Raw genomic sequence first — 26151 nt, 5'->3', positions numbered from 1 at the left:
CGTGGTCATCGGTGCTCTACGGGGCTGCGGGCATGGGCAGTGGCTGTTGGGTCCAGTGGTGTCCGTCCCAGTGCTGGGCCATGGCGATGGTGGTGCTGGGCAGCGCTGTGCCGACGGCCGTGCAGTCGGCGGGCCGGGAGCAGGAGACGGCGGTGAAGTAGCTGGTTTGGGTGCCCGGTGCGTCGAGCGGTGTGTCGGCGGTCCGGGCTGCGGTGTTCAGGAGCTCGGCTGCGGTGCGGGTGTGCCTGTCGGTTGCGGTGCTGCCGACGCCCAGGCAACTGGCAGGTGCTGCACAGGAGATGTCGGTGAGCGCGGCGGTGGGGCCGTTGGTGGTGGCCGGGGTGAGCTGGTGCCAGCCGGTCCCGTTCGAGGTCTCGGTCAGGGCGGCCAGGTTCGGGCCGGTCACGGTGAAGCCGATCGCGGTGCACCCGGTGGTCGACGGGCAGGAGAGTGCGGTGAGGAGGGTGCTGGTGGCGCCGGCGGGTTCGTCGACCTGCTGGGTGGTCCAGCGGTTGCCGTCCCAGGTGGTGGCGTAGGCGTGTTCGGCGTTGCCGGTGGGGTCCGGGTCGAGGGTGGCTCCGACGGCTGTGCAGGCGGTCGGTGCGGGGCAGGCGAGGCCGTCCAGGTGGCTACCCCGGCTGCCGGTGGGGACGGGGACGTCCTGCGGGGTCCAGGCCCGGCCGTCCCACCGTTCGGCCAGTGGTTCGCCGCCCGGCTCGGTGGAGGAGAGCACGGCGTCGGGGCGGCGGGTCCAGGTGCCCACCGCGGTGCAGGCGGTGGGTGCGGCGCAGGAGACGCGATGAAGCTCGGCGCTGGTGGCGCCGGAGGGTTGGGCCATCGGGTGGGCGGTCCAGGCAATGGGTCAGCCAATCTGCGCGCGGCGCGCGGTGCTTGGATGAGAGGAGGGGCCGGGGCGCCACCGGGGGCGGGCCGGACAACTCGAACAATGCCGCCCGTTGTGCGATGGGACAATCCGCGGGCGGCTAACGGAAATCTGACGTGCGCTCAGCGGGCCTTCGGGTGAAGGCCCGCTGAGCACTCACGGTCCCTGGATCTGACCGTTGCTCAGGCGTGCGCGAACGCCTTGCGCAGTACGGTGACGGCCTGGGTGATCGCGGCCTCGGCGGCTTCGGTCTCGCGCAGGGCGTCGAGCATCACGAAGTCGTGGATGATGCCCTGGTACCGGGTGGCGACGACGGGAACGCCCGCCTGGCGGAGCTTGGCGGCGTACGCCTCGCCCTCGTCGCGCAGCACGTCCGCCTCGGCCGTGATGACGAGGGCCGGCGGCAAGCCGGTGAGCTGCTCGACGGTGGCCCGCAGCGGGCTGGCGGTGATCTCGGCGCGCTGGTCGGGGTCGGTGGTGTACTGGTCCCAGAACCACTGCATGCCGTCGCGGCGCAGGAAGTAGCCGGTGGCGAACTGGTGGTAGGAGCCGGTGTCGAAGGCGGCATCGGTGACGGGGTAGAAGAGCACCTGCTGCACCAGCGGGACGCCGCCGCGCTCCTTGGCCATCAGGGTGAGTGCGGCGGCCATGTTCCCGCCCACGGAGTCGCCGGCCACCGCGATCCGGTCGGCGTCCAGGCCGTGCGCGGCGCCGTCCTCGGCGATCCATCGGGCGACGGCGAAGTTCTGCTCGATCGCGACCGGGTAGCGGGCCTCGGGGGCGAGGTCGTACTCCGGGAAGACGACGGCCGCCTGCGCGCCGACGGCCAGTTCGCGCACCAGCCGGTCGTGGGTGTGGGCGTTGCCGAAGACCCAGCCCGCGCCGTGGATGTAGAGGACCACCGGCAGCGAGCCCGTTGCCCCGGCGGGCCGGACGATCCGGGCCCGCACCGGGCCGGTCGGGCCGCCGGGCACGGTGAACCACTCCTCGGCGACGGCCGGCTTGGCGGTCTCGCCGGACTGGACCTCGTCCACCGCCTTGCGGCCCTCGATGGGGCCGAGGTCGAAGAGGTAGGGCGGATTGGCCGTCGCGGCGGCGAAGTCGGCGGCGGCCTGCTCCAGGACGGGCGGCACAGGACTGTACTCGGACATGGCTGACTCCCTTGTGCGGAACGGGGATGACGGGACGACGGCTCCGGTGACGGGAGCCGAGAGAGAACCTATGACACGATTACATTGTGCACAAGTAAAACGCTCGCGTTGAAGTAGCTCGCTCGGGGTTCTAGGCTTGTCGGATGGGATCACCGCAGGAGACGCCGACCAACCGGGCCGCAGCCGATGACCAGGAGTACTCGCTGTTCCTGGGTGACCAGCTGTGCTTCGCTCTCTATGCGGCTTCCCGCGCGGTGACCCAGCGCTACCGCCCGATCCTGGAGGAGCTCGGGCTGACCTATCCCCAGTACCTGGTCCTGCTGGTGCTCTGGGAGCGCGGAAGCGTGGCGATCAAGGACATCGGCGCCGCCCTCCAGCTCGACTACGGCACCCTCACGCCGCTGATCAAGCGCCTGGAGGCGGTCGGCCTGGTCCGCCGCGAACGCCGCCCGGACGACGAGCGGACGGTCCTGGTCACCCTCACCGACGAGGGCGTCGGCCTGCGCGCCCGGGCGTGCGTCGTTCCAGCCGCCATCGGCGAGGCCATGGGGCTGCCGCCCGGGGAACACGCCGAGGCGATGCGGATCCTGCGGGTCCTCGCCGCGAACGTGTCCGCCTCCGGCTGACCGGCAGACGGACACGTTCGCGGCGGCGGTGGCCGACGCGCTTCCGGTCGGGATGTCCCTGGGGGCTGCGCGGATGCCACGGGTACCCCCCCGGGAGGTTGGTTACCGCAACGGCGAGGCGGGGGTGGGCGCGACGCGGGTGACGACGGACTTCTCGGGGATCAGCAGTCCGTAGACCACCGGGCCGATCTCGTCCTTCCAGCGCTCGCTCTCGTAGACGGCCGCGTAGAGCGCCTCGCGCTGGGCCTCGTCCTCGAAGCGCCGGATCCAGACGTAGCCGTCCTCGTCCTGCTCGTCGGTGAACGAGGCGGTCACGTCCATGCCCAGCGAGGACTGGAACGGGATGACCACGTCCTCCATGTAGCGCACCCACTCCTCCCGGCGTCCGGGCAGGGCCTGGTAGCGGCGGATCTCGTAGAACACGATGTCACTCCAAAAGACTTGTTCGGACGCTCAGTTGGCGACGGTCAGGACGAGCTTGCCGCGGGTGCGGCCGGCCTCGCCGCGGGCGTGGGCCGTGCCGGCCTGCTCCAGCGGGAAGGTCTCCTCGACCTCGACGGCGACCTCGCCGGCGTCGATCAGGCCGGCGATGGCGGCCATCGCGGCGCCGTCCGGCTCGACCAGGAACGGGGTGACCCGCACCCCGGCGGCATCGGCGGCTGCGGCCAGCTCCGGGGAGACGCCGGCCGGGATCGCGACCAGCAGGCCACCGGGGCGCAGGACCTTCAGTGAGCGGGTGCTGGTCTGGTCGTGGGCGTCGCCGACCAGGTCGATGACGATGTCGACGTCGGCGACGGCGTCCTCGAAGCGGGTGGTGGTGTAGTCGACGGCCTCGTCGGCGCCGAGCTCCTTGAGCCAGGGGTGGCGGGCGGCGCTGGCGGTGGCGATCACGTGGGCGCCGAGGTGGCGGGCGAACTGGACCGCGAAGTGGCCCACCCCGCCGGCCGCGGCGGTGACCAGGACGCGCTGTCCGGGCTGGACCTGCGCGGTGTCGACGACGGCCTGCCAGGCCGTCAGCGCTGCCAGCGGCACGGCGGCGGCGTGCACGTGGTCGAGGGTGGCGGGCTTGCGGGCGAACTGCCGGGCCGGTGCGGTGACGTACTCGGCGTAGGCGCTCGCGGCGCGCGGGAACCACGGCATGCCGTAGACCTCGTCGCCGACCTTCAGCGTGGTGACGCCGAAGCCGACCGCCTCCACCACGCCCGACACGTCCCAGCCCAGGACGAACGGCGGCTCACCCAGGATCCCCGCCATGCCCGTGCCGCCACGCGTCTTCCAGTCCACCGGGTTGATCCCGGCCGCGTGCACCCGCACCAGCACCTCGGTCGGCAGCGGCTGCGGCTTGGGCACCTGCGCGACCCGCAGCACCTCCGGCCCACCGAAAGCGTCCTGAACCACCGCGCGCATCGTCTCTTCGGACATGACTCTCCTCCTGAAATGGCAACCTGCGAAAGGCGCTCGGCGGCCTTCTCGCTGACGGGGTTGAAGCTATCCCCGGGGGTGTGGTTACCATCAAGGTCTCCTACTTCCCGTTGGGAAGTGACCTGGTGAGAAGAGTGATGAACATGGCGACCACCTGCCTGAGCGGCCAGCATTCGCACCACGACGTCTACGCCGCCCAGTGTCCCTGCCGGGCCCTGCTCGACCTGCTCGCCAACAAGTGGTCCGCGCTCGCCATCGGCGCGCTCGAAGACGGACCGCAGCGGTTCGGCGAGCTCCAGCGCCGCCTCCAGGGCGTCAGCCCCAAGGTCCTCACCCAGACCCTGCGCCGCCTGGAGGACTCCGGCCTCGTCGACCGCACGGTCTACCCGGCCATCCCGCTCCATGTCGAGTACGAGCTCACCGTCCTCGGCGGGAGCGTGGCCGTCCCGCTCAACGCCCTGCGCACCTGGGTCGAGGAGAACATCGACCAGGTCGGCCGGCTGGAGTCGGCCTCGGCGTAAGGCAGTTCACCCCGGGTGGCGGCGGGGGCGCCGTCACCCGGGGAGCTGGTCCGCCGGTCGTGCCACGGCTCCGGTCAGGACGTCCTGCACGGTGAACCGTTCGAGTTCGGCGGCGACGGCGCCGGCGATCGCGCGGTCGAGGGCGGTCAGCGACCGCTGGACTCCGCGGCCGATCTCGCAGGCCGGGTCGGGGCCGTGCAGTCCGAGAACCGGGTCCGTTCCCTGAAGGAGCCGCCAGACCTGGGCGAGCGTGACGGTGCCGGGCTCGGCCGCCAACTCCCAGCCCCCGTGCACTCCTGGGCGTGATCGCACGAGTCCGGCCTCGCGCAGCGGGCCGAGGACCCGGCGCACGTAGACGGGGTTGGCATTGGTGCTCTGCGAGAGCTGCTCCGAGCTGACCGGGCCGGAGTCGGCCGTGCCTGCGAGGTAGGTCAGCACGTGCACAGCCACCGCGAATTGTGTGTTTGTCGACCTTGCCATGGTCTCATCTTGCCATATCGCAACCGTTGTGACTACGGTTTCAAAACCGCCACCATGGCGATTGCGAATTGGAGCAGAGATGACGATCGGCATCACCGGTGCGTCGGGCCCCCTGGGCCGCGCCACCGCCGAGCACCTCCTGAAGGCCGTCGATCCGCGCGAGGTCGTCCTCACCACGCGCAACCCGCAGGCGCTCGCCGACCTCGCCGCGCGCGGGGCCCAGGTGCGGCGGGCCGACTTCACCGACCCGGGCACCCTCGGCACCGCGTTCGCGGGCGTCGAGCGGCTGCTGATCGTCTCCACCGACGCGATCGGCGCCCGCCTCGACCAGCACCGCACGGCCATCGCGGCCGCGGCCGAGGCGGGGGTGCGGCACCTCGTCTACACCTCGGTCCCCGAGCCGGTCCCGGCCAACCCGGCGCTGGTGGTCGCCGACCACGCCGGCACCGAGCAGGCGCTGCGTGAGAGCGGTCTGCGCTGGAGCGTGCTGCGCAACAACCTGTACGCGCACATGCAGGTCCCGGTGGTCGAGCAGGCCATCACCTCGGGACGGTTGGTGACCAACAGCGGCGCCGGCGCCACCGCCTACGTGACCCGCGAGGACTGCGCCGCGGTGGCAGCAGCGGTCCTGACCCAGGACGGGCACGAGGACAGGGCGTACGACGTCACCGGACCGCGGGCGCTGACCGCCGCCGACCTGGTGGCCCTCGCGGCCGAGGCCGGCGGCCGCGACGTCGAGCTCGTCGAGGTCGACGACGCCGCTTCCGTGGCCGGCCTGCGGGCGGCCGGACTCCCGGAGGAGGTCGCGCAGCTCGTGACGTCCTTCGGCGCGGCGACGCGCGGCGGCTTCCTCCAGGCGGTCGCCCCGACGGTCGCCGACCTGACCGGCCGCACTCCGACCGCCCTGGCCGAAGTGGTCCGGGCGCGGCTGTGAGGAACCGGACGGAAGCGACGCGCCCCGGCTCGCGGACGGGTACGGCTGCCGCCGTCGGCAGCACGCCGGTCCTGTTGATCCTCGGCGCCCTCGTCGCGCTGGGACCACTGTCCACCGACGCCTACGTACCCGGCCTGCCCCGCCTGGCCGCCGACCTGCGCGGCTCACCCTCCGCGGCCCAACTGACCGTGACCGCCTGCCTGATCGGCCTGGCCGTCGGCCAACTGCTGGCCGGACCGATGAGCGACGCGCTGGGCAGGCGGCGGCCGCTGATCCTCGGCCTCACCGTCTACACGGCGTCAGGCCTCCTGTGTGCCGGCGCCCCGAGCATCACGCTGCTCGTCCTGTTCCGCGGCATCCAGGGGATCGGCGGCGCCTTCGCCCTCGTCATCGCCTACGCGAGCGTGCGTGACCGCCACGCGGGACAGGCGGCCGCCCGCTACTTCTCGGCCCTGCTGCTCGTCAGCGGCCTGGCCCCGATCCTCGCCCCGCTCGCGGGTGCCCGCATCCTGGCCGCATCGGGGTGGCGCGGGATCTTCGTCGCACTCGCCGTACTGAGCGGCGCCGTGCTCCTCGCGTGCGCAGGCGCGCTGCCGGAGAGCCTGGCCCCGCACCTGCGCCGGTCAGGCGGCCTGCGAGCCGCCGGATCGGCCTACCGGCGCCTGCTGACGGACCGGCGACTCGTGGGCTACGCACTCGTCAACGCCTTCGTGTTCGCAGCCATGTTCGCCTACATCGCCGGCTCCCCGTTCATCCTCCAGGACATCCACCACCTCTCACCCGGGAAGTACAGCCTGGTCTTCGCCGTGAACGCGCTCGGCCTCGTCCTGGCCGCCCAGGTGAACGGCAGGCTCGTGCGTGCCGTCGACGCGCGGCTGCTGCTCGGCATCGGTGTGATCGGCACGGCGGCTGGAAGCCTCGCGCTGCTTGCCCTCGTCACCACCACGGCCGTGCTCTGGCCGCTGCTCGCGGCCTTTTTCACCGTGGTCACCAGCGTGGGGCTGGTCCTGCCGAACGCCGCCGCACTGGCTCTGGAACAGCACGGCGCCGACGCCGGCGCCGCGGCGGCGCTGCTGGGCTGCGGCCAGTTCCTGGTCGGCGGCCTCGCCGCGCCGCTCGTGGGCAGCGGCGGAGCGCACAGTGCGGTGCCCACCGCGGTGGTCATGGCCGCGCTCTCCGTCGCGGCAATGCTCGTGCTCATGCTGCCCGCCTCTCAGGCAGCCACCGGAAGCGGGCACCTCCCGCTGCCGCAGCGGGCAGCCCGGCTCAGGACGGCTGGTCCCGCACCGACCCCACCGACGACCGAACCACCTGCTCCACCCACCCACACGCACGGCACCGCACACCGGTGACCGATCGCACCAGGAGGTCCAGCATGACCAGCGAAGGCCGAACCGAAACGCTCCACCTGCGCCGCCTGGCGTGGGCCGGTGTCGAGATCAGCCTCGGCGACACCCGCCTGCTGATCGACCCGCTCGAACACGCCGAGCCGCTCGCCCCCGTCATGGGGAAGCCGCGCCGCCCCCTGGCCCCCGTCGACACACCTGCGGGAACACACGCCCTGATCACACACCTGCACCCGGACCACTACGACCGGGAACTCATTGCGCGGATCGCCCGCACCGGCACGGTCGGCACCCATCTGCCGATCGCACCGACGCTGACGGAGGACGGCATCGAGGTGATCGGGCAGAAGCGTGAGCACGCACGCCGCATCGGCCCGCTGACGGTCACGCCCGTCACCTCGCTGGACTGGCGCGGCGAGGAGGCCGACCAGGTCGCCTGGGTCGTCGAGGGTGCCGGACAGCGGATCATCCACTGCGGCGACACCATGTGGCACGGCAACTGGTGGCAGATCGCCCGCGATCACGGCCCGTTCGACGTCGCGTTCGTGCCCGTCAACGGCGTCATCGCCCGCTTCGAGGGCTACGAGGCCAACGTCCCCGTCACCATGACGCCCGAACACGCCGTCGAGGCCGCGGCCATCCTCGGGGCAACCACGGCCTGCGCCATGCACTACGGGCTGTTCAACAACCCGCCGACCTACGTCGAACAGCCCGACATCGAGGAGCGCTTCCGCCGGGCCGCCGAGGCCCGCGGCATCACGGCCGTCATCGTGGACGACGGATCGCCCGTTCCGGTCCCTTCCGCAGGTCGGTGACGGGGCAGAAGACGACACGGACCCGTGACCGTTCGGCGTCAGGCGCCTACTTCCTGATGGGAAGTAGGCGCCCTTGCCGGTAACCGCCCCCTCGGGGCTACGGTCGCCACCACGAGCACTACTCGCCGGGTCACCGGCCGCTCGTCGCCCGTCGTCCGTCGGGGATCCACGACTCCGTAACGGCCGGCACTCACGCCCCGCCGTCGCGACCCGACGCCTGCGCGGCACCCTCCCACCGGCCGGCACGGCCACACACCCACAAGCACAGAGACGAGCAGTCATGACCAGCACGCCCCTCGCCAGGTCCACCTCCGCCGCGTCCATCACCCTCGCCGCGGCCAACGCCCTCATCGCCGAGGTGCAGACCGCCGCGCAGGAGATCGGCTTCGAGGCGTCCGTCGCCGTCACCGACGCCGGCGGCCACCTCCGGGCCTTCCAGCGCACCGACGCCACGCCCTTCCTCGCCAGTGAGGTCGCCGTGGACAAGGCCTGGACCTCGGCGGCCTTCGGCTTCGCCACCCACACCTGGAACGACTACGTGGCCGACCCCAAGGTCGCGCCGCTGGCCGGCCACCCGCGCCTGATGGCCGTCGGCGGCGGCTACCCGATCCTGGAGGACGGCAAGCTCATCGGCGGCGTCGGCATCTCCGGCGGCACCGCCGAGCAGGACCAGCAGGCGGCCGAAGTCGCCCTCAAGGCCCTCGGCTTCGACCTCCTCGCCTGACGGCAGCATCGGAGGGCCCGGCCGCTCGTCCGAACCCGCCCAGGCCGGGCCCGCCGTCGCGACCGCAACGTACTCCGCCGGATCGCTCCTCCTGGCCCTGGTCGGCCGCTGTGCGGAGCGCGCCGATCCGGCTGCTCACCCCTGCGGTACCGGGGAGCCCAGGACCCTGGCGGTGTAGACCGCCAGCTGGGCCCGCAGCTGCTCGCGGGGAAGCCGCTCGTGGCCGGCGAGGTGTTCGACGAGGTCGGCGCGGGTGGCCGCGAGCAACGCGTGGGCGGTGAAGGCGGGCTCGTCGAGGCCGGCGATCTGCTCCAGCACGGCCTGCAGCGTGCGGTGCCAGCGTTCGTAGTGGGCCGCCTGATACGGGCTGCCGGTGCCGGCCGACTCCAGGGCCAGGGCCAGGTGGCGGTTGTCGAGCTTGAAGCAGAGCACGGCGTCGAGCAGCGCGGGGACCCGCCGCATCGGCGGGGTGCCCGGACCGAGCGGCGGCGGGCCTTCCTCGATCGCGCCCCTGACCGGTTCCAGCCGTGCTTCGTAGAGCGCGTGGATCAACCCGGTGCGGTCGCCGAAGCCGCGGAAGAGCGTGGCCTTGCCGACGCCGGCCGCAGCGGCGATGTCGGCCATGGTCACGGCCTCGGGGCTCTCGCAGCGTGCGAAGAGCTCGTCAGCCGCCGCCAGGACGGCTTCCCGGTTGCGGGCCGCATCCTTACGCGGGCGACGCTCGGCGACGGGTTCCACGGATCCTCCGATTGCAAAACGGACCAGCGGTCCGTATCTTCGGATCCACAAGCGGACCCGTGGTCCGTATCGTAGGGGATGGAGCACCCATGACCACCGACACATCGGCTGCGGACGTCTTCCGCCACGGCCTGCGACTGCTGCTCGACAAGGACATCACCGCCTGGGTCGAGCTCTGGCATGAGGGCGGAGTCCTCGAATTCCCCTTCGCACCGGACGGCTGGCCCCGGCACCTGGAGGGCAGGGCCGCGGTCGCCGACTACATGCGCGGCTACCCCGATCACATCGACCTGCACGACTTCCCCGAGGTACAGATCCACCAGACCACCGACGCGCGGACCATTGTGGTCGAGATGCGCGGAGTGGGCCGACTGGTCGAGAGCGACCGCCCTTTCGACATGGCCTACATCGCCGTGGTGACCGTCCAGGACGGCCTCATCACCCGCTACCGCGACTACTGGAACCCCCTCGCCGTCCTCCAGGATCCCGCCGCGGACTTCACCAGGGGCACCCGATGAACAGCACGGACAACAAGGTGGGCACCACCCTGGTCATCGGTGCCACCGGCACCACCGGCAGCCGCGTCACCGCCCGGCTCGCCACCGGCGGGTACCGCGTCAAGGCCGCGAGCCGCCGCGCCACCACGGTGGCCGGCGCCGAGGCGGTCCGCTTCGACTGGCATGTCCCGGCGACCTTCGGCCCCGCTCTGGACGGCACGGACCGGGTCTACCTCGTCCCGCCGATCGGTTCGACGGAACCGGCCGACATCATGCTGCCCTTCCTCGACCAGGCCCGTGCCGCCGGGGTGCGCCGCGCGGTGCTGCTCAGCTCCTCCGCGATCCCCGCCGGCGGACCGGCCACGGGAGTGGTCCACCAGGCCCTGCCCGGCCTGTTCGAGGAATGGGCGGTGCTGCGGCCCTCCTGGTTCATGCAGAACTTCACCGGCGACCACCCGCACGCCCACAGCGTGCGGACCGACGGCATCCTGCTGACGGCCACCGGCGAGGGCCGGGTCGGCTTCGTCGACGCCGAGGACATCGCCGCTGCCGCCGTGCACGCCCTGACCGACCCCCAGGCGCCCAACGCTGACCTCGTCATCACCGGCCCACAGGCCCTGAGCTACGCCGACGTCGCCACCATCCTCACCCGTGTCACCGGCCGGGCCGTCGTCCACCGGCAGCTGACGTACGAGCAGATGCGCGAACGCCTGACCGCCGCCGGCATTCCCGACGAGTTCGCCGCGATGCTCGCCGCCATGGACCGCGCCATCGCCGACGGCGCCGAGGACCGCACCACCGACACCGTCCAGCGCCTCACCGGCCGCCCGCCCCGCAGCTTCCGCGCGCACGCAGAACGGGAACTGGCATGAAGCAGCTGCTGTTCGAGAACGACACCACTTCTGATTCGAGACCCTGCACACCCTCGGACTGGCCGCCTACGGCCCGCCCATCATCGAGGTCAACGGCAGGCTGGGCGGGCTCGTCGACGACCTCGCCGTCCGGGCGGCCGGGGTCAGCCTGGTACGGCTGGCCGGCCAGGTCGCGCTCGGCGAGCACGTCAAAGCGCTTCGGGGCAATCCTCGGTGACCGGTGAACCCGTACTGCGTGTAGCAGTCTCGGCTCCCACTTGTCCTTTATCCGGCGGATGAGTTGGCCCTCGAACTGAGCCGGGCAATGCTCAGGACTTGTGGACCGCTTCCGGGAGGGCATGCGGAGGGCGTACCTTCCCGAATGATCCTCGAAGTCTCCGAGTAGGCCCGCGTTGCGGCGCAGGTCGGGAAGGCACGCCCGTGCTCGGCGTAGTCACCGACGACGGCCCGGATGCCACAGCGCCGGCCGCGATTGCGGCCTTCTCCGGGGCTCGTTCACAGGTCGTTGCCCGAGTACGAGAGGTTGAAGCTCTTGTTGGTGAGCGGGAAGTCCGGGACGATCGTGTCGGTCAGGGCGACGGGTAGGGCGGGCCAGTTGAAGAATGACGGGTCGGCGACCTTGACCCGGGTGAGGGTGCCGTCGGGGGCGAGTTCGACGCGGGTGGTGATGGTGCCGCGCCAGCCCTCGGCGAGGCCGACGCCGCAGTGGCGGGCGGGGGCGCGCGGGGTGGGGTCGATGGCAGGGCCGGGGGTGAGGGTCTCGGCGAGGTGGGTGGCGAGGTCGAGGGCGTCCTGCGCCTCCTGGGCTCGGATGGTGAAGCGGGCGAGGACGTCGCCGGTGTCGAGGACGCGGGTGGTCAGCAGGTCGCCGAGGGCGTGGTGGGGGTGGGCATGGCGGGCGTCGGTGGGCAGGCCGCTGGCGCGGGCGACGTAGCCGAGGCAGCCGAGGTCGCGGGCGGCCCGCAACGGCAGGATCGCGGTGCCGGTGAAGCGGTCGCGGATGGTGGGGTGTTCGAGGGCAAGGCTGATGAGGGAACGCAGGTCGGTTCGGACGGAGGCCAGTTCGGCCGGATCGGGCAGCGCACGTAGGGCGGCGCCGCCGGGGACGATTCCCCCGCGTAGGAGACGGTGGCCGGTGAGGGTGTGGTTGAGGCGGAGCAGGCGTTCGCGGATGCGCCAGGCGTGGGCGTTGAGGATGCCGTGGCCGACGTCGTTGCACAGGGCTCCGAGGTCGGTGACGTGGTTGTGGAGGCGTTCGAGTTCGAGGAGCAGGGCGCGGGCGCGGCCGGCGCGCGGAGGGGCCTGCATGCCGGTGGCCTCTTCGACGGCGAGGCAGTAGGCGAGGGCGTGGCCGACGGCGGTGTCCCCGCTGATGCGTTCGGCCAGGCCGAGCCCCTGCTCGGGGCATCGGCCTTCGAAGAGCTTCTCGATACCCTTGTGGACGTACCAGAGCCGGGCTTTGAGCTTGAGGATGGTCTCGCCGACGACGGAGAAGCGGAAGTGTCCCGGTTCGATCATCCCGGCGTGGACGGGGCCGACCGGGATCTCGTACACACCGGGTCCTTCGACGGTGAGGAAGGGGAACGGCCCTTCGGGCACACCGAATTCGGGTGGCTGGCCGGCGTCGGGGCGCATCGGGTACCAGCCGCGCGGCCAGTGCGGGTGGCGGACGAGGCGGTGCGGCAGTGGGTGGTCGAGCGGGACGACGCCGTGCAGATCGCGCAGCTCGCGCTCGAACCGGCCGGCCGGGAAGGACAGGTGTGCCAGGGTGGGGACGGCGGGGGCGCGGGCGTCGAGCCGGACGTGCAGTTCGGTGCGGGTGTCGGGCGGGCCCTTGACGAAGAGGTGGACCAGCCGGATGGTGCCGGGGTCGTCGTGGTGGGCGGAGACCAGGGCGAGGCGGTGCCTCTCGGCGAGCAACCGGGAGGCGTGGTCGACGAGTTCGCCGGGTTCGAGGTCAATGGTCGTACGGGAGCCTCCGGGCACGGTCAGTGGCCTCCGATCGAGGCGGCGGCGTCGAGCAGGGAGGTGAGTGGTGCGGTGGTCACCCCGAGTGCGGCGCAGGCGAGGAGACCTGCGACCAGTGGCAGCCAGACGCTCGCCCCGAACCGTACGGGTGCCGGATTCCCGGGCGGTGTACCGAGCAGCATCCGGGTGCTGCGGCTGGTCAGGGCGGCGAAGGCGGCGAGCATCAGGACCAGGGCGAGGGCGACGGCCCAGCCCAGGCCGGCCGTGAACCCGGCACGGGCGATGGCGAGTTCGGAGGCGAAGAGGCTGAACGGCGGCAGCCCGAGCAGGGCGGCGACGGCCAGGGCGAAGGTGGTGCCGAGGACGGGGGCGCGGCCGAGCAGGCCGCGGATCCGGCCGATCCGGGTGGTGGGGGTCAGCTGCGCGAAGTGGCCGGACGAGCAGAACGCGACCGCCTTGGCGAGCCCGTGCCCGGCCATGTGCAGTAGCAGGGCAGCGGTGGCGAGGTGGGTGCCGACGGCCGCGGCCAGGGCGATCAGGCTCATGTGTTCCATGCTGGAGTAGGCGAGCATCCGCTTGTAGTCGCGCTGGGCGAGCAGCAGGGCCGCGGCCAGTGCGAGGGTGAGCAGGGCGACGGCGAGCAGCAGGGCCCGGGCGAAGCCGGTGCCCACGGCGGCGTCGGCGATCACCTTGTGGCGCAGCACGGCGGTGAAGGAGACCGCGAGCAGTACGCCGGACATCAGCGCCGAGACGGGGGCGGGCGCTTGGCTGTAGGCGTCGGGCAGCCAGGCGTGCAGGGGGACGAGCCCGGCCTTGGTGCCGAAGCCCAGGATCGCGAGGGAGGTGCCCAGGCGCAGGGTGTGCGGGTCGAGCCGGTCGGCGTGGGCGGCCAGGGTCGGCCAGTCGAGGGCGTGGGCCTCCGGGATGCCGGCGTGCCGGGCGGCGAAGTAGACCAGGACGGTGCCGAGGAAGGCGAGGGCGATGCCGACCGAGCAGATCACCACGTACTTCCAGGCCGCCTCGACGCCGGCCCGGGTGCGGCGGTGGCCGACCAGGAAGGCGGTGACGATGGTGGCGGCCTCGACGGCGACCCACAGGACGCCGAGGTTGGCGGTGAGGGTGGCCAGTGCCATCGCGGCGAGGAAGAGGTGGACGAGCAGTCCGTAGCGGCGGGCGGAGACCGGGTCGGTTCGTTCGGCGGCGAGGTGGGCGGGGCTGGCGGCGCACGCCAGGGCGCCGACGGCGCCGATGCCGAGCAGGATCCAGACGGTCAGGGCGTCGGCGCGCAGCAGGCCGCCGTAGGCGGTGGCCGGTCCGCCGGAGGGTACCTCGGTGGCGAGCGCGCCCGCGCAGGCGAGGACCGCGGCGGGCGAGGCCAGCCCGGCCCAGGCGGTGGCGGGCCGCCAGCCGAGGGCCGGGTATGTCGCGGCGAGGGCCAGTGGCACCGCGACGGGTGCGGCCAGCAGGAGGGCGTCGGGCAGGAGGGCGTCGGGCATCAGTCGTGCAGTTCCCTCAGGTCGTCGAGGTCGGTGCCGCCGAAGGCGGCCCGCATCCGGGTGGTGAGCACCTGGAGCACCAGTACGGCGAACAGCACGTCGAAGGAGACGCCGAGTTCGACGATCAGCGGCACGCCGGAGGCGGCGAGGAAGGCGACGGCGGTGATGCCGTTGTCCACCAGCAGGAAGCCGACGACCTGGGACAGGGCGCGGCGCCGGGTGGCCAGGGTGAAGAAGCCGATCAGGACGACGGCCAGGCCGATCGGCAGGGCCCGGGTGGCGGACGAGGGGGCGAGGTCGGTCAGCGGTCGGGTCGCGGCGTAGGCGAGGAGGGTGAGTACGGCCGCGGTCAGCAGCGAGGCGGTGACGTTGACCAGCGGTTCGGTCTCGTGGGTTTCCCCGCCCGCGGTGAGGGCGCGCCGCATCAGGTACGGCAGGAGTGCGGCCCGCAGGAGGGCGATCAGCACGGCGACGCCGAGCAGGTCCCAGCGGTGCTCGCGAGCGCCGAGCAGTGCGGCGATGGCGGCCAGGGCCAGGCCCTGGGCGGTGAACACCCGGATGAACGAGGCGAGTTCGCGCCGCCACAGGACCAGGACGGCGGCCAGCAGGAATGCGCCGCAGGCGAGGTCGAGCAGTTGGGTGTAGAGGCCCGGGTCCATGAGGGTCACGCTCCGGTGAGGAAGTAGGAGGCGGTGACGGCGAGCAGGGCCAGCAGGAAGGAACCGGCCAGCAGTTCGGGCACCCGGAAGAGCCGGATCTTGGCGAGGTGCACCTCGGCGGCCGCCAGCAGGGCGCCGAGGACGGCCACCTTCAGGGCCAGCAGCGCCAGGGCGAGCAGGAGCGCCGCCCAGCCGTCGGTGGTGGCGATCCCCCACGGGGTGAACAGCGCGGCGAGCAGGCCGAGCAGGACGGTGAGTCGCAGTTGTGCGCCGAGTTCGATCAGGGCGAGGTCGGGGCCGGAGTACTCCAGCACCATCGCCTCGTGCATCATCGTCAGTTCCAGGTGGGTGGAGGGGTTGTCGACCGGCAGCCGTCCGGTCTCGGCGACGGTGACCGCCAGCAGGGCGACGGCGGCGAGCAGGCCGGTGGGGGTGGCGAGCCGGGCGGGGTCGTGGACGGCGCCGGAGACGATGTCGGCGAGGTTGGTGGAGCCGGCCGGGATGGACAGCGCGAAGACGGACATCAGCAGGGTCGGCTCGACCAGGGCCGCCACGGTCATCTCCCGGGAGGCACCCATGCCGCCGAAGGCGGTGCCGGTGTCCAGGCCGGCCAGGGCGAGCGAGACGGTGCCGAGGGCGAGCAGGGCGACCACCACGATCAGGTCGGCGTGACCGCTGACCGGCGTGCGGGTGGCGGCCAGTGGGACGAGCGCGGCGACCACCAGGGCGGTGGCGACCAGGACCAGAGGGGCTGCCCGGAAGGCGGGGCCGGTGCCCGTGGCCGTGACGGGCTGTTTGCGCAGCAGTTTGCGCAGATCCCGCCAGGGCTGGCCGGGGCCCGGGCCGGCCCGGCCTTCGAGCCGGGCCCGGATCTGGCGCATCAGCCCGGCCAGCCAGGGCGCGCCGGCGATGACCAGGGCGACCTGGGCGACGACGGCGACGGTGCCGATCAGGGTCACCTGGTCACCGCTCACCTGGTCACCGCTCACCTGGTCACCGCCAGGGCGAGCAGGAGCACGACCAGGGCGGTGAAGCCGTACCCGAGGTAGCGGTGGACGCTGCCGCCGGCCAGCCGCCGAGCGGCCTGGCCGGCGCGGGCGAGCAGCTGCAGGACGGGCAGGTAGAGGCGGTGCTCGATCCGGTCCGGGACGCGGCGCTGGTAGCGGACCCGCTCGACGAGGTAGGCGGATTCGCGCACGGGTGTGACGTCGACGTCCTGTTCGGGGGCGAGGACGTCGTCGAAGACGCGTTGCAGCGGTTCGGCGAAGGAGGTGGCGGTGTACTCCATCCGGGCGGTGGGTGCTCCGGCGCCGCAGTCCCACAGCGGAGCATCGCTGCGGCGCGGCGCGCGGGCGCGCGAGCGCACCACGGCGGGCACGGCGGCGGCGACCGCGGCGAGCGCCAGGGCGATCCACAGCGAGGCCAACCTGCCGGTGAATCCGGCCAGTCGTAGGTCCAGCCCGCCGCCGACGAGGATCCGTCCTCCGACGGTTCCGGTTCCGCTCGCGGCGACGGCCCGGCCGAGTGCGTCGGAGAGCGTGCCGGGCACCAGCGCGAGCCCGGCGCAGGCGGCGGCGCACAGCCCCATGCCGGCGAGCATGGCACGCGGGCTCTCCACCGCGCGCTGGGCGGCGCTGCCGCGCGGGCGGGCGAAGAAGCCGACCCCGAGCGCCTTGACGAACGCGGCGGCGGCCAGCCCCGCGGACAGCGCGATGGCGGCGATCGCCACCGGCAGCAGCACGGCGGTCGTCACGCCGGGGGCCGCGAGTCCGTGGATCAGCGCCTGGAGCAGCAGCCATTCGCTGACGAAGCCGTTGCCGGGAGGCAGCGCCATCGCCCCCAACGCCCCGAGGGCGAACAGTGCCGTGGTGGCCGGCATCCGGGGGCGCAGCCCGCCGAGGATGTCCAGGTCACGGGTACCGGTGGCGTGCAGCACGGAGCCTGCCGCTCCGAACAGCAGGGCCTTGAACGCCGCGTGGTTGACCACGTGGAGCAGCGCCGCGGCCAGCGCGAGGGCGGCCAGCTCGTCGTGGTGGTCCGCGTCGAACAGCAGGGCGGCGCCGACGCCGATCAGGACCAGGCCGAGGTTCTCGCTGGTCGAGTACGCCAGCAGGCGCTTGAGGTCGGTGGCGACTGCGGCCTGGACGATCCCGTACACCGCGGTGACCGCGCCCAGGGCCACGGTGAGCAGTCCCCACCAGCGCGGGCCGCCGTCCAGCAGGTCGAAGCCGGTGCGGATCAGGCCGTACGCGCCGAGGTTGACCATGGCCGCGCTCATCAGCATCGAGACGTTGCTCGGCGCCTCCGGGTGGGCCCGGGGCAGCCAGGCGTGCAGCGGTACCGCGCCCGCCTTCGAGCCGAAGGCCGCCAGGGCGAGCACGAACACGGTGTCCCGTACGGCCGGTGACAGCCTGCCGGCCCCGGCACGCAGCGCGGTGAAGGTCTCCCCGCCGGCCCGGGCGGAGAACAGCGCCAGGGCGATGAGCAGCAGGACCAGTCCGAGGTGGGTCATCACCGCGTACCAGAGGCCCGCCTCGCGCACCGGGGCCCGGCGCCGGTGCTCGGCCACCACCAGGAGCAGCGAACTGAGCGCCATCAGTTCCCACAGCAGCAGGAAGGTCGAGACGCTCGCCGCGGTCGGCACCGTGACCAGCGTCCAGGCGAACAGCGGCAGGACGGCCTGCACGTTCCGCCCGGCGAGGCCGTGCCGGGTGTAGCCGATGCCGTAGACGGCGGCCGCCACGGTCACTCCGCCGCAGACCGCGATGAACAGTCCGGACAGCGCGTCGACAGCCAGATGCACACCGGCCAGCGGTAGCAGGTCCGGTAAGGACGCCGACCAGAGCTGTCCGCGCAGGGCGCTGACTCCGGCGACCAGGCCTGCGGCGCCCACGCCCGCCGTGCACGCCCCGACCGCCGCCGGGCGGGCGCGTTCGGGCAGTGCCAGTCCACAGGCCGAGCCGGCGGCGGCCAGGGCGCCGGCCGCTGCCAGTGCGGGACCGATCGCGCTCACCGGCCGGTCACCCGGCGCAGGGCCGCGACGATCTCGGCCGGCTCCGGCGGGCAGCCGGGCACCTCCAGATCCACCGGCACGATGTCGGCCACCGCCCCGGCTACGCCGTAAGCCCCGGCGAACAGGCCGCAGTTGAGCGCGCAGTCGCCGACCGCGACCACCACACGCGGCTCCGGAGCGGCCTGGTGGGTGCGGCGCAGCGGGTCGGCCATGTTGCGGGTCACCGGGCCGGTCACCAGCAGCACGTCGGCGTGGCGGGGGGAGGCGACCAGCCGGGCTCCGTACCGCTCGGCGTCGTACACCGGTCCGAAGGCGCCGCCGATCTCGATCTCGCAGCCGTTGCACGACCCGGCGTCGACGTGGCGCACCTGCGCCGAGCCGCACAACAGCCGGGTGGCGGGCGGGGTTTCGCCCTCCGGTCGGGGCGGAGCGGGCTCGGCGATCCGGCCGATCTCGCGGATCCTGCGCGACAAACCCATGACGGTCTCCAGGGCTGCTGATGAAAGCCCCCGGTCGGGGAGCTGTGCGGAGCGCGTTCGGCGACCGTGCCCACCCGAGCGGCCCGCCCTCCGGACGCTCCGACCGTTCCCGACCACCGCGTCGCCGACCCGCCCGTTCTGTACGGAAGTGTTTCCAGGCGGTCCCGCCCGGCGGAAGCCGAGCCGTATGGACCGCAGCCGTGTGACAAGTTTCGGACATTAACAACTCGGAAGCCCGGCGGGACAGCTGTGAGGGCCGCTGTCATCCGATCGGGGGAACTGATGCCGCGCGGGACCCGAATGCCTTCGGTGGATCCGATCTCGTGGGCGACGGCTTGGCAGCCGTGGTCCGGCTTGGGCCTTCGCCGGCAGGCCGAGCTTCTCGTGCGTGATGGCGGATCGTCATCGGCCGGCCTTTTCGGCACACCCGAGGCGCGAGAGCTCGCCTGTCCGTTTCTACGCGCCGCAGGTCGCCGTGGTACTGCGGCGACCTGCCGACTGATCAGGCTCCGGTGGGCCGCTCATGTGTGGGACCGGGACGCCGCGCTGCCGGCGGTCGGCCGCCTCGGCGTCGGTTCCGGGGCGGCCTCCCGGCTACAGCGCGCTTCCGGATGCGCCGTGTGATAACAACATTAGAAGTTGCTAATATTGTCAACTGGATGCAAGGTCAGGAGGAGGAATGCTCGTCTCACCGCAGTGCCGTACGGCGGCGCCGTCCGCTCGATACCCGGTGCGGGCGGAGGTGGTGTCCCGCTTCGTGCCGGGTGGGCGCGGCCGGTGCGGGTACTGCGGGTGCTCCTCCCTCTTGTCCGGCCCCGCTGGTCGCGTGGGGTGCATGCCCGCTCGCCGCTGCCCCCGGAGTTGTGCCCGGGGGTGGCGGTGAGCATCCAGTGGGAGTTCCGGGCAGAGCGCGGAGCCGGTGTGCTCGCGGTGACCGGGTTCCTCGGCCAGGACGCGGCGCACCGCTTCCAGGGCGCGTTCGACTGGGCGCTCGCCCGCTGCGAGGGTCCGCTGGTGGTCGACATGGCGGCACTGAGGGGCTGGAACTGCTCGGGCGAGGACGCGATCCTGGACGCCACGCACCGACTGCCCGTCGGCCGCGGTCCGCTGGCGGTGTGCGGCCTCGGCCTGCGCGACGCACCGGTCCTGACGACCGCCGCCGCCCTGTCCGTGGTACGCCTGTTCCCGGACCTGGATATGGCCCTGGCCGCGCTCGCGGCCCCCTGACCGGCTCAGGCCCGGTCTGCGGGTTGCTAAGGTCGATCCCTTGATGATGTTCGGCCCGATGGAGACGGTGACGACGTGAACGCCGAAACGCCCACCCCGCCTCCTGTGGTCAGCGCGCCCCTGTATCAGCTGAAGGCGGAGTTCTTCAAAACCCTCGGCCACCCGGTGCGCATCCGCGTCCTGGAGCTGCTGAGCGAGCGCGAGTACGCGGTCGCCGAGATGCTGCCCGAGGTCGGTGTCGAAGCCTCCCACCTGTCCCAGCAACTCGCCGTCCTGCGCCGCTCCAACCTCGTCATCGCCCGCCGTGAGGGCTCCACCGTCTACTACCGCCTCACCAATCCCCAGGTCGCCGAGCTCCTGCGGGTCGCGCGGATGATCTTGGGCAACGTCATCAGCGGCCAGGCCGAACTGCTGAACGGCCTGCGCTCCCAGCCCGAGGGCCCCGCCCGGAGCTGACCCGCCGCGCCCGGGCCAGGCGCCGTGGATCACATGACCAGGTCGGCGTCGATGCGCTGTGCCTGGTGACGGGCCATGGCGAGGTTCGCCCGGGCGCGGTCCAGCACCAGGTACAGGAACAGCCCCTGCCCGCCGGGCGAGGTCAGCGGACGCACCAGGTGGTACTGCCGGGTGAGCGTGGTCAGGATGTCCTCCGGCACCTCACCGTCCAGCCCCATCCTCTCTGTCGCCCGCTGCTGCGCGCGTACGACATCGGTGGCACCTGCCGCCGCGAGCTGCAGGTCCAGACCTGCGGCCTCGCCGAGCGTGCCCAGCGCCATCCCGCTGGCGGAGTCGACCAGGGCCGCGCCCAGCGCCCCGCCGATGGCCATCGCATCCTTGAGCGCACCCTCGATACCTGCCATGCGGAGCCCCTCCCGCTCTCGTCGTCTCACGACCCGCCGTTCGCGCCGGCCGCGCACCGAGCGTAGGCGCCAGGCGCCCCGCGGACGGCGCGATGGCCTCTCTTGATCACAAAAGATCACCAATGTCTGAATCCATCACTTGCGAAACCGGCGACTTGCAAAATTCTTCATATTCATACATGCTGGCGTGCTGTTGGATCGGCACAACATGCCCGGCGTCGTGCCGGCGCCGGGGAGGGACAGTCGTGACCGTGGTGTTCGACGAGGAGCTGCGAGAGCAGCTGGCTCACGCCCGCCAGGCCCTGCGCGAGGCCCGGGACAGCGGGGACGCGGACGGCGCCCAGGCGTATGCCGGGCGGGTGGCGGGCCTGCTGCGGATCGCGGCCGGCCACGGCATCGACCTCCCGCACACCGCCGCGGAAGAGCAAGGAGAGAGCTGAACCATGGCCGTCCCGCTGTACCAGGCGAAGGCGGAGTTCTTCCGAACCCTCGGCCATCCGGCCCGCATCCGGGTCCTGGAACTCCTGCAGGACGGCCCGCTGCCGGTGCGCGAACTGCTCGCCGCCCTCGACATCGAGGCCTCCAGCCTCTCCCAGCAGCTCGCCGTCCTGCGCCGCACCAACCTGGTCATCGCCACCCGCGACGGCAACACCGTCGTGTACGCGCTCAGTACCCCGGACGTCACCGACCTGCTGCTCGCAGCCCGCCGCATCCTCGGCGAGATGATCACCGGCCAGAGGCACCTGCTCCGCGAGCTGGCCCTGCCCGTCGCAGCCTCGGAGGCCACGGCGTGAACCCCGTCAACGCCGCCTTCGACCGGGTGCGCTGCGTCCTGCCCAGCCGCGAGATCCTCGCCACCATGGGCCGCTCGCCCCGCAAGGACCTGCTCGCGGGCCTCACCGTGGCGGTCGTCGCCCTGCCGCTGGCACTGGGCTTCGGCATCTCCTCCGGTGCGGGCGCCGAGGCGGGCCTGGCCACCGCCGTCGTCGCCGGCGCGCTCGCCGCCGTCTTCGGCGGCTCCAACCTCCAGGTCTCCGGGCCGACCGGGGCCATGACCGTCGTCCTGGTGCCCATCGTCGCCCGATACGGCACCGGCGGGATGCTGACCGTCGGTCTGCTGGCCGGCGTCGTCCTGGTCGCGCTGGCGCTGCTGCGGGTCGGGCGGTGGATGGCCTACGTCCCGGTGCCCGTGGTCGAGGGCTTCACCCTCGGCATCGCCGCCGTGATCGCCCTCCAGCAGGTGCCCGGCGCGCTCGGGGTCAAGAAGCCCGACGGTGACAACCCGGCCGTCGTCGCCGCCAGGGCCGTCGCGGACTTCACCGCCGCGCCGCACTGGGCGGCGCTCGCGCTCGCCCTGGCCGTCGCGGCCGTGATGCTCGTCGGCGTGCACCTGCGACCCGCGCTGCCGTTCTCGCTGATCGCCGTCGTCGCCGCCACCCTGGTCGCGCGGTTCGCCGACCTGCCGGTGGCCACCATCGGCCATCTGCCCGCCGGGCTCCCCGCCCCCTCGCTCGGCTTCCTCGACCTCTCCGCCGTCCCCGCCCTGCTGCCCTCAGCCCTGGCCGTCGCCGCCCTGGCCGCCCTCGAATCGCTGATGTCGGCCACGGCCGCGGACGCGATGAGCGTCTCGGAGCGTCACGACAGCGACCGCGAACTGTTCGGTCAGGGCCTGGCCAACCTGGCTGCCCCGCTGTTCGGCGGCGTCGCCGCCACCGGCGCGATCGCCCGCACCGCCGTCAACGTCCGTTCCGGCGCCGTCTCCCGCCTCGCCGCCCTCGTCCACGCCGCCGTCCTCGCGGTGATCGTCTTCGCCGCCGCGCCCCTGGTCGCCGGGATCCCGCTCGCGGCCCTGGCCGGGGTGCTGATCGCCACCGCCGTACGGATGGTCGAGGTCGGCTCACTGCGCGCACTCGCCCGCGCCGGACGCGGCGAAGCCGCCGTACTGGCTCTCACCGCCGCCGCCACCCTCGCCTTCGACCTGGTCACCGCCGTCGTCACCGGCCTGCTCGTCTCCGGCGCCCTGGCGCTCGCCGCCGTCGCCAGGGCGGCGAGGATCGAACAGGTCCCGCTGCACGAGGACCTGCCGCCCGCCGACCACCACGACGAGGAGCAGGCGCTGCTCGCCGAGCACATCGTCGCCTACCGGATCGACGGCCCGCTGCTGTTCGCCGCCGCCCACCGCTTCCTCCTCGAACTCACCGCATCCGCCGAGGTCAAGGTGGCCATCCTGCGGATGTCCCGGGTCAGCGCCGTCGACTCCAGCGGCGCCACCGTCCTGGGCGACGCGATCACCGCACTGCAGCGCCGGGGCACCCTCGTCCTCATATCCGGCGTCCGCGACGAACACCACCGCACCCTCGACGCCCTCGGCATCCTCGACCAGCTCCGCGCCGCCGGCCAGGTGTTCGCCGCCACCCCGGACGCCATCGCCTACGCGCGCACCCACCTGGCCAGGGGTCAGGCTCCCACCGAGAGCACCCTCACCGCCACAGGAGCATCCCGTTGACCACAACCGAGCGGCCATGGTGATCCGCCGCTGGCGCGACCGAGACCGCCGCGACCACTCCGTCCCAGCCCCGGCGAGCCCGCCGGAGCAGTACCGCAAGTACCGGATGAGCCTGGCCAGCAGCTGGTCCGCCGCGAAGGTGTCCCGCCGGATCACGGTGACCGTCCTCACCGGCTGGGGCGTGCACCCGAAGACGACTGTCCACGACGCCGCCGTCCTGGCCGTCACCGAACTCGTCACCAATACCGTCCGGCACGCCCAGTCGCGCTCCCCGTTCTTCGAACTGCTGCTGGTTGTCACCGACACCCACCTCGAGGTGGGTGTCGGTGACAACCACCCCGGCCTGCAGGACCTCCCGGAGGAAGGCGACACCGGCGGCCTGGCCGTCGTCGCCGACCTCGCCCGCCACCTCAGCGGCGGCCTGACGATCCGGCCCGGTCCCAATGGCGGCAAGACCCTGCTCGTCCGCCTCCCGCTCACCCCGTCCGCCGCGACCCCGGAATAAGGCCGTCCTTGCGCTTCACGATCACCCCCTACGACGACCACGGCACCCCCGCCACCCCGCAGACCGTCGACCTGCCGACCCTCAAGGCCCTCCTCGCCGAGGCTGCCACAACCGGCCGGCGCATCCACATCCGTCCCCGGCCCCGGCAGGACCACCCGTTCCCAGCCGCCGAGGAATCCCGATGAACAACGGCACCAGCGACGAGAAGAGCCGCCGCAGGGCGATGCTCATCCGCGCCTCGGTCTACATCCTCGGCACCCACCTGTTCGCCGGCTTCGTCATCCTGCTCTTCGCCCTCGGCAACCGGCACTGACCGGTCGGCTGGCAGGCCGCGCATGCCCGCTGACCACGGAAAACACCCCTTCTGAACCCTGGATATCCTGAACACATGAGCGACAGCCTCCCCCCGTGCCCGCAGTGCTCCAGCGAGTACACCTATGAGATGAACACCCTTATGGTCTGCCCGGAATGCGGCCACGAGTGGGCCCCCGCCGATGCCGACGCGGCCGGATCCGCCGGGGCCGGCGACCGAGTGATCAAGGACGCCGTCGGCAACGTGCTGAACGACGGCGACACCGTCACCGTCATCAAGGCCCTCAAGGTCAAGGGCAGCGCCTCGGGGATCAAGGCCGGCACCAAGGTCCGCAACATCCGGCTGGTCGACGGCGTCGACGGCCACGACATCGACTGCCGCATCGAGGGCTTCGGCGCCATGCAGCTCAAGTCCGGCGTCGTCAAGAAGGCCTGACCCGCGTCGTCCGCCCCCTCACCGGCCCGGGGGCCGACAACAACGGCTGCGTCCGCCGCCGCGCCGCGGACGGCTCGGGCGAGGGCCCCCGCTCACGAGGGGCCGAGCGCCCCCGGGGCAGGTGGTCCTCGGGCAGCCGGCCGTCCAGCGGCGGCGGCAGGAGCAGCGCCTGGCCCCGGGTCGAACGCAGGAACTTCTTGCCCACCGTTGCCGCACGCTCCTGCGGTCGCTTCGGTTCGAGTCGGAACCGGACGGCGAAGACACGCTCAAGACGACAAGGGGACTGCCCCCTGGCGCCAGTTCTGCCTGAGGGTGGGTGTCCCCCCGACCTCATTTCAAACCCACCGAGTCGGCCCGAGCACATGAGCGCCCCATGCGCGGTCCCTCGCGACCGCCGAGGTTCGGCACACCCTCGACAGCGCCCGGACCCCGAGGCTAGGCTCGCGCGCACAAGGTATTCAATTTGTTGACTATGGAGTCTGTCGTGCACCCCTTTCGCGCAGCCGTCGAGGCCGGCGATCACGACGCCCTCCAGGCCCTCCTGGCCGAGGACGTCGTCTTCACCAGCCCCGTCGCCTTCAAGCCCTACCCGGGCAAGGCCATGACCGCCGCGATCCTGCGCGGTGTCGGACGGGTCTTCGAGGACTTCCGCTACGTCCGCGAGATCAACGGCGTGGACGGCCGCGACCGGGCCTTCGTCTTCAAGGCCGCCGTCGACGGCCGCGAGGTGCACGGCTGTGACTTCCTCCACTTCGACGAGGACGGCCTGATCGACGAGTTGACGGTGATGGTTCGCCCGCTCTCCGGCGCGCAGGCACTCGCCACCGCGATGGGCGCGCAGTTCGAGCGAATCACCGCCGAGGCGCTGGGCGCGTCCGAGGCATGAGCGCGACCACGGGCTTTCGCCGCTATGTCGCGGTCGGCGACAGCCAGACCGAGGGCCTGGGCGACGGCGACGAGACGGCCGGATGGCGCGGCTGGGCGGACCGATTGGCCGAGACGATCTCCGAGCACGAGCCCGACCTGCTCTACGCCAACCTCGCCGTCCGCGGCCGGCTCGCCGGCCAGGTCCGGGCCGAACAGCTCGCCCCGGCCCTCGCGCTACGGCCGGACCTGGTCACCGTGGTCGCCGGGATGAACGACCTGATGCGGCCCGGTTTCGACGCGGGCGAGGTGGTGGCGGAACTCGACGCGATGTTCGCCGCCTTCACGGGCGCGGGGGCGCAGGTGCTCACCTTCACCTTCCCCGACATCGGCCGGATCGCTCCGCCGGCGCGTGGGCTGCGGCCCCGGGTGCTGGACCTCAACGCACGCATCCGGGCCACGGCCGACCACCGCGGCGTCGTGGTCGTCGACTTCTTCCCGCACGAGGTGACGACCGATCCGCGGATGTGGAGCGCGGACCGGCTGCACGCCAGCCCGCTCGGCCACGCCGGGATCGCCGCCGCGGCGGCCGAGGCGCTCGCGCTGCCCGGCAGCGACCGCGGGTGGGCCGAGCCGCTGCCTCCCCTTCCCACGGCAGGGGTCCGCCGGCGAGCCGTCCGGGAGGCCGCCTGGATCGGCACCTTCCTCGGGCCGTGGCTGATGCGCCGCCTGCGCGGCCGGTCCTCCGGCGACGGAAGGGTCGCGAAGCGCCCGGACCTGCGGCCCGTCGGGGCTCCCCGCCCGGTGTACTGAGCGG

General features: G+C 72.7%; 32 protein-coding genes. 19 read left to right on the top strand and 13 right to left on the bottom strand.

Annotation, left to right across the window (positions count from 1 at the left end; translation table 11 throughout):
• Window positions 1–16: 16 nt before the first annotated feature.
• Window positions 17–838 (bottom strand): hypothetical protein, encoded by an 822-nt coding sequence (locus tag ABTY61_RS07090; protein WP_350503903.1) that lies wholly within the window; start codon window positions 836–838, stop codon window positions 17–19.
• Between the two features lie 227 nt (window positions 839–1065).
• Window positions 1066–2034, bottom strand: coding sequence for an alpha/beta hydrolase (locus tag ABTY61_RS07085; RefSeq protein WP_350503902.1), 969 nt, complete (start codon window positions 2032–2034; stop codon window positions 1066–1068).
• A gap of 143 nt (window positions 2035–2177) precedes the next feature.
• Here ABTY61_RS07085 and ABTY61_RS07080 point away from each other — a divergent pair, with 143 nt between their 5' ends.
• Window positions 2178–2660: a MarR family winged helix-turn-helix transcriptional regulator gene (locus ABTY61_RS07080; RefSeq protein WP_350503901.1), complete on the top strand. Its 483-nt coding sequence runs from the start codon at window positions 2178–2180 to the stop codon at window positions 2658–2660.
• Between the two features lie 102 nt (window positions 2661–2762).
• On the opposite strand, the gene ABTY61_RS07075 is transcribed toward ABTY61_RS07080, so the two are convergent.
• On the bottom strand, window positions 2763–3083 hold the full coding sequence (locus ABTY61_RS07075) for an NIPSNAP family protein (protein ID WP_350503900.1): 321 nt from the start codon (window positions 3081–3083) through the stop codon (window positions 2763–2765).
• Window positions 3084–3113: 30 nt separating this feature from the next.
• The gene (locus ABTY61_RS07070; protein WP_350503899.1) at window positions 3114–4082 is read right to left on the bottom strand and encodes an NADP-dependent oxidoreductase; all 969 of its coding nucleotides are present in this window, start codon (window positions 4080–4082) and stop codon (window positions 3114–3116) included.
• Window positions 4083–4162: 80 nt separating this feature from the next.
• Here ABTY61_RS07070 and ABTY61_RS07065 point away from each other — a divergent pair, with 80 nt between their 5' ends.
• Window positions 4163–4603, top strand: a complete 441-nt coding sequence (locus tag ABTY61_RS07065; RefSeq protein ID WP_350503898.1) for a winged helix-turn-helix transcriptional regulator — start codon at window positions 4163–4165, stop codon at window positions 4601–4603.
• A gap of 33 nt (window positions 4604–4636) precedes the next feature.
• On the opposite strand, the gene ABTY61_RS07060 is transcribed toward ABTY61_RS07065, so the two are convergent.
• Window positions 4637–5083 carry an Rrf2 family transcriptional regulator gene (locus tag ABTY61_RS07060; RefSeq protein WP_350503897.1) on the bottom strand — a complete coding sequence of 149 codons (447 nt, stop codon included), beginning with the start codon at window positions 5081–5083 and terminating at the stop codon, window positions 4637–4639.
• 79 nt (window positions 5084–5162) lie between these two features.
• On the opposite strand from ABTY61_RS07060, the gene ABTY61_RS07055 reads away from it, so the two are divergent.
• From ABTY61_RS07055 to ABTY61_RS07040, 4 genes are all read left to right on the top strand, one after another.
• Window positions 5163–6017, top strand: coding sequence for an SDR family oxidoreductase (locus tag ABTY61_RS07055; protein WP_350503896.1), 855 nt, complete (start codon window positions 5163–5165; stop codon window positions 6015–6017).
• Between the two features lie 74 nt (window positions 6018–6091).
• Entirely contained in the window at window positions 6092–7369 is a 1278-nt protein-coding gene (locus tag ABTY61_RS07050; protein ID WP_350503895.1) for a multidrug effflux MFS transporter, read from the top strand.
• Between the two features lie 23 nt (window positions 7370–7392).
• A complete protein-coding gene (locus ABTY61_RS07045; protein WP_350503894.1) occupies window positions 7393–8178 on the top strand; it encodes an MBL fold metallo-hydrolase in 786 nt (261 codons plus the stop codon).
• A 280-nt stretch (window positions 8179–8458) separates the two neighbouring features.
• Complete coding sequence (locus ABTY61_RS07040; RefSeq protein ID WP_350503893.1) at window positions 8459–8902, top strand: GlcG/HbpS family heme-binding protein; 444 nt, start codon at window positions 8459–8461, stop codon at window positions 8900–8902.
• Window positions 8903–9037: 135 nt separating this feature from the next.
• On the opposite strand, the gene ABTY61_RS07035 is transcribed toward ABTY61_RS07040, so the two are convergent.
• Complete coding sequence (locus ABTY61_RS07035; protein ID WP_350503892.1) at window positions 9038–9640, bottom strand: TetR/AcrR family transcriptional regulator; 603 nt, start codon at window positions 9638–9640, stop codon at window positions 9038–9040.
• 89 nt (window positions 9641–9729) lie between these two features.
• Here ABTY61_RS07035 and ABTY61_RS07030 point away from each other — a divergent pair, with 89 nt between their 5' ends.
• Both ABTY61_RS07030 and ABTY61_RS07025 read left to right on the top strand, forming a co-directional pair.
• Window positions 9730–10158: a nuclear transport factor 2 family protein gene (locus ABTY61_RS07030; RefSeq protein ID WP_350503891.1), complete on the top strand. Its 429-nt coding sequence runs from the start codon at window positions 9730–9732 to the stop codon at window positions 10156–10158.
• On the top strand, window positions 10155–11009 hold the full coding sequence (locus ABTY61_RS07025) for an NmrA family NAD(P)-binding protein (protein WP_350503890.1): 855 nt from the start codon (window positions 10155–10157) through the stop codon (window positions 11007–11009). The genes ABTY61_RS07030 and ABTY61_RS07025 overlap by 4 nt, the downstream gene beginning before the upstream one ends.
• Before the next feature lie 495 nt (window positions 11010–11504).
• On the opposite strand, the gene ABTY61_RS07020 is transcribed toward ABTY61_RS07025, so the two are convergent.
• From ABTY61_RS07020 to ABTY61_RS06995, 6 genes are read right to left on the bottom strand one after another with little or no spacing between them, the layout of a single operon-like run.
• Entirely contained in the window at window positions 11505–12995 is a 1491-nt protein-coding gene (locus ABTY61_RS07020; protein ID WP_350503889.1) for a hydrogenase large subunit, read from the bottom strand.
• 2 nt (window positions 12996–12997) lie between these two features.
• On the bottom strand, window positions 12998–14473 hold the full coding sequence (locus ABTY61_RS07015) for a proton-conducting transporter transmembrane domain-containing protein (RefSeq protein ID WP_350503888.1): 1476 nt from the start codon (window positions 14471–14473) through the stop codon (window positions 12998–13000).
• A complete protein-coding gene (locus ABTY61_RS07010) occupies window positions 14473–15132 on the bottom strand; it encodes a hypothetical protein (RefSeq protein ID WP_350503887.1) in 660 nt (219 codons plus the stop codon). The genes ABTY61_RS07015 and ABTY61_RS07010 overlap by 1 nt, the downstream gene beginning before the upstream one ends.
• Window positions 15133–15137: 5 nt before the next feature.
• On the bottom strand, window positions 15138–16121 hold the full coding sequence (locus ABTY61_RS07005; RefSeq protein WP_350503886.1) for a respiratory chain complex I subunit 1 family protein: 984 nt from the start codon (window positions 16119–16121) through the stop codon (window positions 15138–15140).
• The gene (locus tag ABTY61_RS07000; RefSeq protein WP_350503885.1) at window positions 16118–18145 is read right to left on the bottom strand and encodes a proton-conducting transporter transmembrane domain-containing protein; all 2028 of its coding nucleotides are present in this window, start codon (window positions 18143–18145) and stop codon (window positions 16118–16120) included. Before ABTY61_RS07000 ends, ABTY61_RS07005 begins: the two co-directional genes overlap by 4 nt.
• Window positions 18142–18624 (bottom strand): NADH-quinone oxidoreductase subunit B family protein, encoded by a 483-nt coding sequence (locus ABTY61_RS06995; RefSeq protein WP_350503884.1) that lies wholly within the window; start codon window positions 18622–18624, stop codon window positions 18142–18144. The genes ABTY61_RS07000 and ABTY61_RS06995 overlap by 4 nt, the downstream gene beginning before the upstream one ends.
• Window positions 18625–19503: 879 nt before the next feature.
• On the opposite strand from ABTY61_RS06995, the gene ABTY61_RS06990 reads away from it, so the two are divergent.
• Window positions 19504–19851, top strand: a complete 348-nt coding sequence (locus ABTY61_RS06990) for an STAS domain-containing protein (RefSeq protein WP_350503883.1) — start codon at window positions 19504–19506, stop codon at window positions 19849–19851.
• Window positions 19852–19926: 75 nt separating this feature from the next.
• The gene (locus tag ABTY61_RS06985; RefSeq protein WP_350503882.1) at window positions 19927–20307 is read left to right on the top strand and encodes an ArsR/SmtB family transcription factor; all 381 of its coding nucleotides are present in this window, start codon (window positions 19927–19929) and stop codon (window positions 20305–20307) included.
• Between the two features lie 29 nt (window positions 20308–20336).
• Here ABTY61_RS06985 and ABTY61_RS06980 read toward each other — a convergent pair whose 3' ends face one another.
• Window positions 20337–20711 (bottom strand): hypothetical protein, encoded by a 375-nt coding sequence (locus ABTY61_RS06980; protein WP_350503881.1) that lies wholly within the window; start codon window positions 20709–20711, stop codon window positions 20337–20339.
• Between the two features lie 245 nt (window positions 20712–20956).
• Between ABTY61_RS06980 and ABTY61_RS06975 the strand changes: the two genes are divergently transcribed.
• From ABTY61_RS06975 to ABTY61_RS06935, 9 genes are all read left to right on the top strand, one after another.
• The gene (locus ABTY61_RS06975; protein ID WP_350503880.1) at window positions 20957–21151 is read left to right on the top strand and encodes a hypothetical protein; all 195 of its coding nucleotides are present in this window, start codon (window positions 20957–20959) and stop codon (window positions 21149–21151) included.
• A gap of 3 nt (window positions 21152–21154) precedes the next feature.
• Window positions 21155–21505 (top strand): ArsR/SmtB family transcription factor, encoded by a 351-nt coding sequence (locus tag ABTY61_RS06970; RefSeq protein WP_350503879.1) that lies wholly within the window; start codon window positions 21155–21157, stop codon window positions 21503–21505.
• 65 nt (window positions 21506–21570) lie between these two features.
• A complete protein-coding gene (locus ABTY61_RS06965; protein ID WP_350503992.1) occupies window positions 21571–23217 on the top strand; it encodes a SulP family inorganic anion transporter in 1647 nt (548 codons plus the stop codon).
• Window positions 23218–23233: 16 nt separating this feature from the next.
• Window positions 23234–23722 (top strand): ATP-binding protein, encoded by a 489-nt coding sequence (locus tag ABTY61_RS06960; protein WP_350503878.1) that lies wholly within the window; start codon window positions 23234–23236, stop codon window positions 23720–23722.
• An 8-nt stretch (window positions 23723–23730) separates the two neighbouring features.
• Window positions 23731–23907, top strand: coding sequence for a DUF8834 family protein (locus ABTY61_RS06955; protein ID WP_350503877.1), 177 nt, complete (start codon window positions 23731–23733; stop codon window positions 23905–23907).
• Entirely contained in the window at window positions 23904–24035 is a 132-nt protein-coding gene (locus ABTY61_RS06950; protein ID WP_350503876.1) for a DUF6126 family protein, read from the top strand. The genes ABTY61_RS06955 and ABTY61_RS06950 overlap by 4 nt, the downstream gene beginning before the upstream one ends.
• Window positions 24036–24110: 75 nt before the next feature.
• On the top strand, window positions 24111–24470 hold the full coding sequence (locus tag ABTY61_RS06945) for a zinc ribbon domain-containing protein YjdM (RefSeq protein ID WP_350503875.1): 360 nt from the start codon (window positions 24111–24113) through the stop codon (window positions 24468–24470).
• A gap of 484 nt (window positions 24471–24954) precedes the next feature.
• On the top strand, window positions 24955–25356 hold the full coding sequence (locus tag ABTY61_RS06940) for a nuclear transport factor 2 family protein (RefSeq protein ID WP_350503874.1): 402 nt from the start codon (window positions 24955–24957) through the stop codon (window positions 25354–25356).
• The gene (locus ABTY61_RS06935; protein WP_350503873.1) at window positions 25353–26147 is read left to right on the top strand and encodes an SGNH/GDSL hydrolase family protein; all 795 of its coding nucleotides are present in this window, start codon (window positions 25353–25355) and stop codon (window positions 26145–26147) included. Before ABTY61_RS06940 ends, ABTY61_RS06935 begins: the two co-directional genes overlap by 4 nt.
• The last annotated feature ends 4 nt before the right edge of the window (window positions 26148–26151 follow it).

The organism is Kitasatospora sp. NPDC096128, assembly GCF_040303105.1.
Classification (GTDB): Bacteria; Actinomycetota; Actinomycetes; order Streptomycetales; family Streptomycetaceae; genus Kitasatospora.
This window is presented reverse-complemented; position numbering and strand designations above follow the sequence as displayed.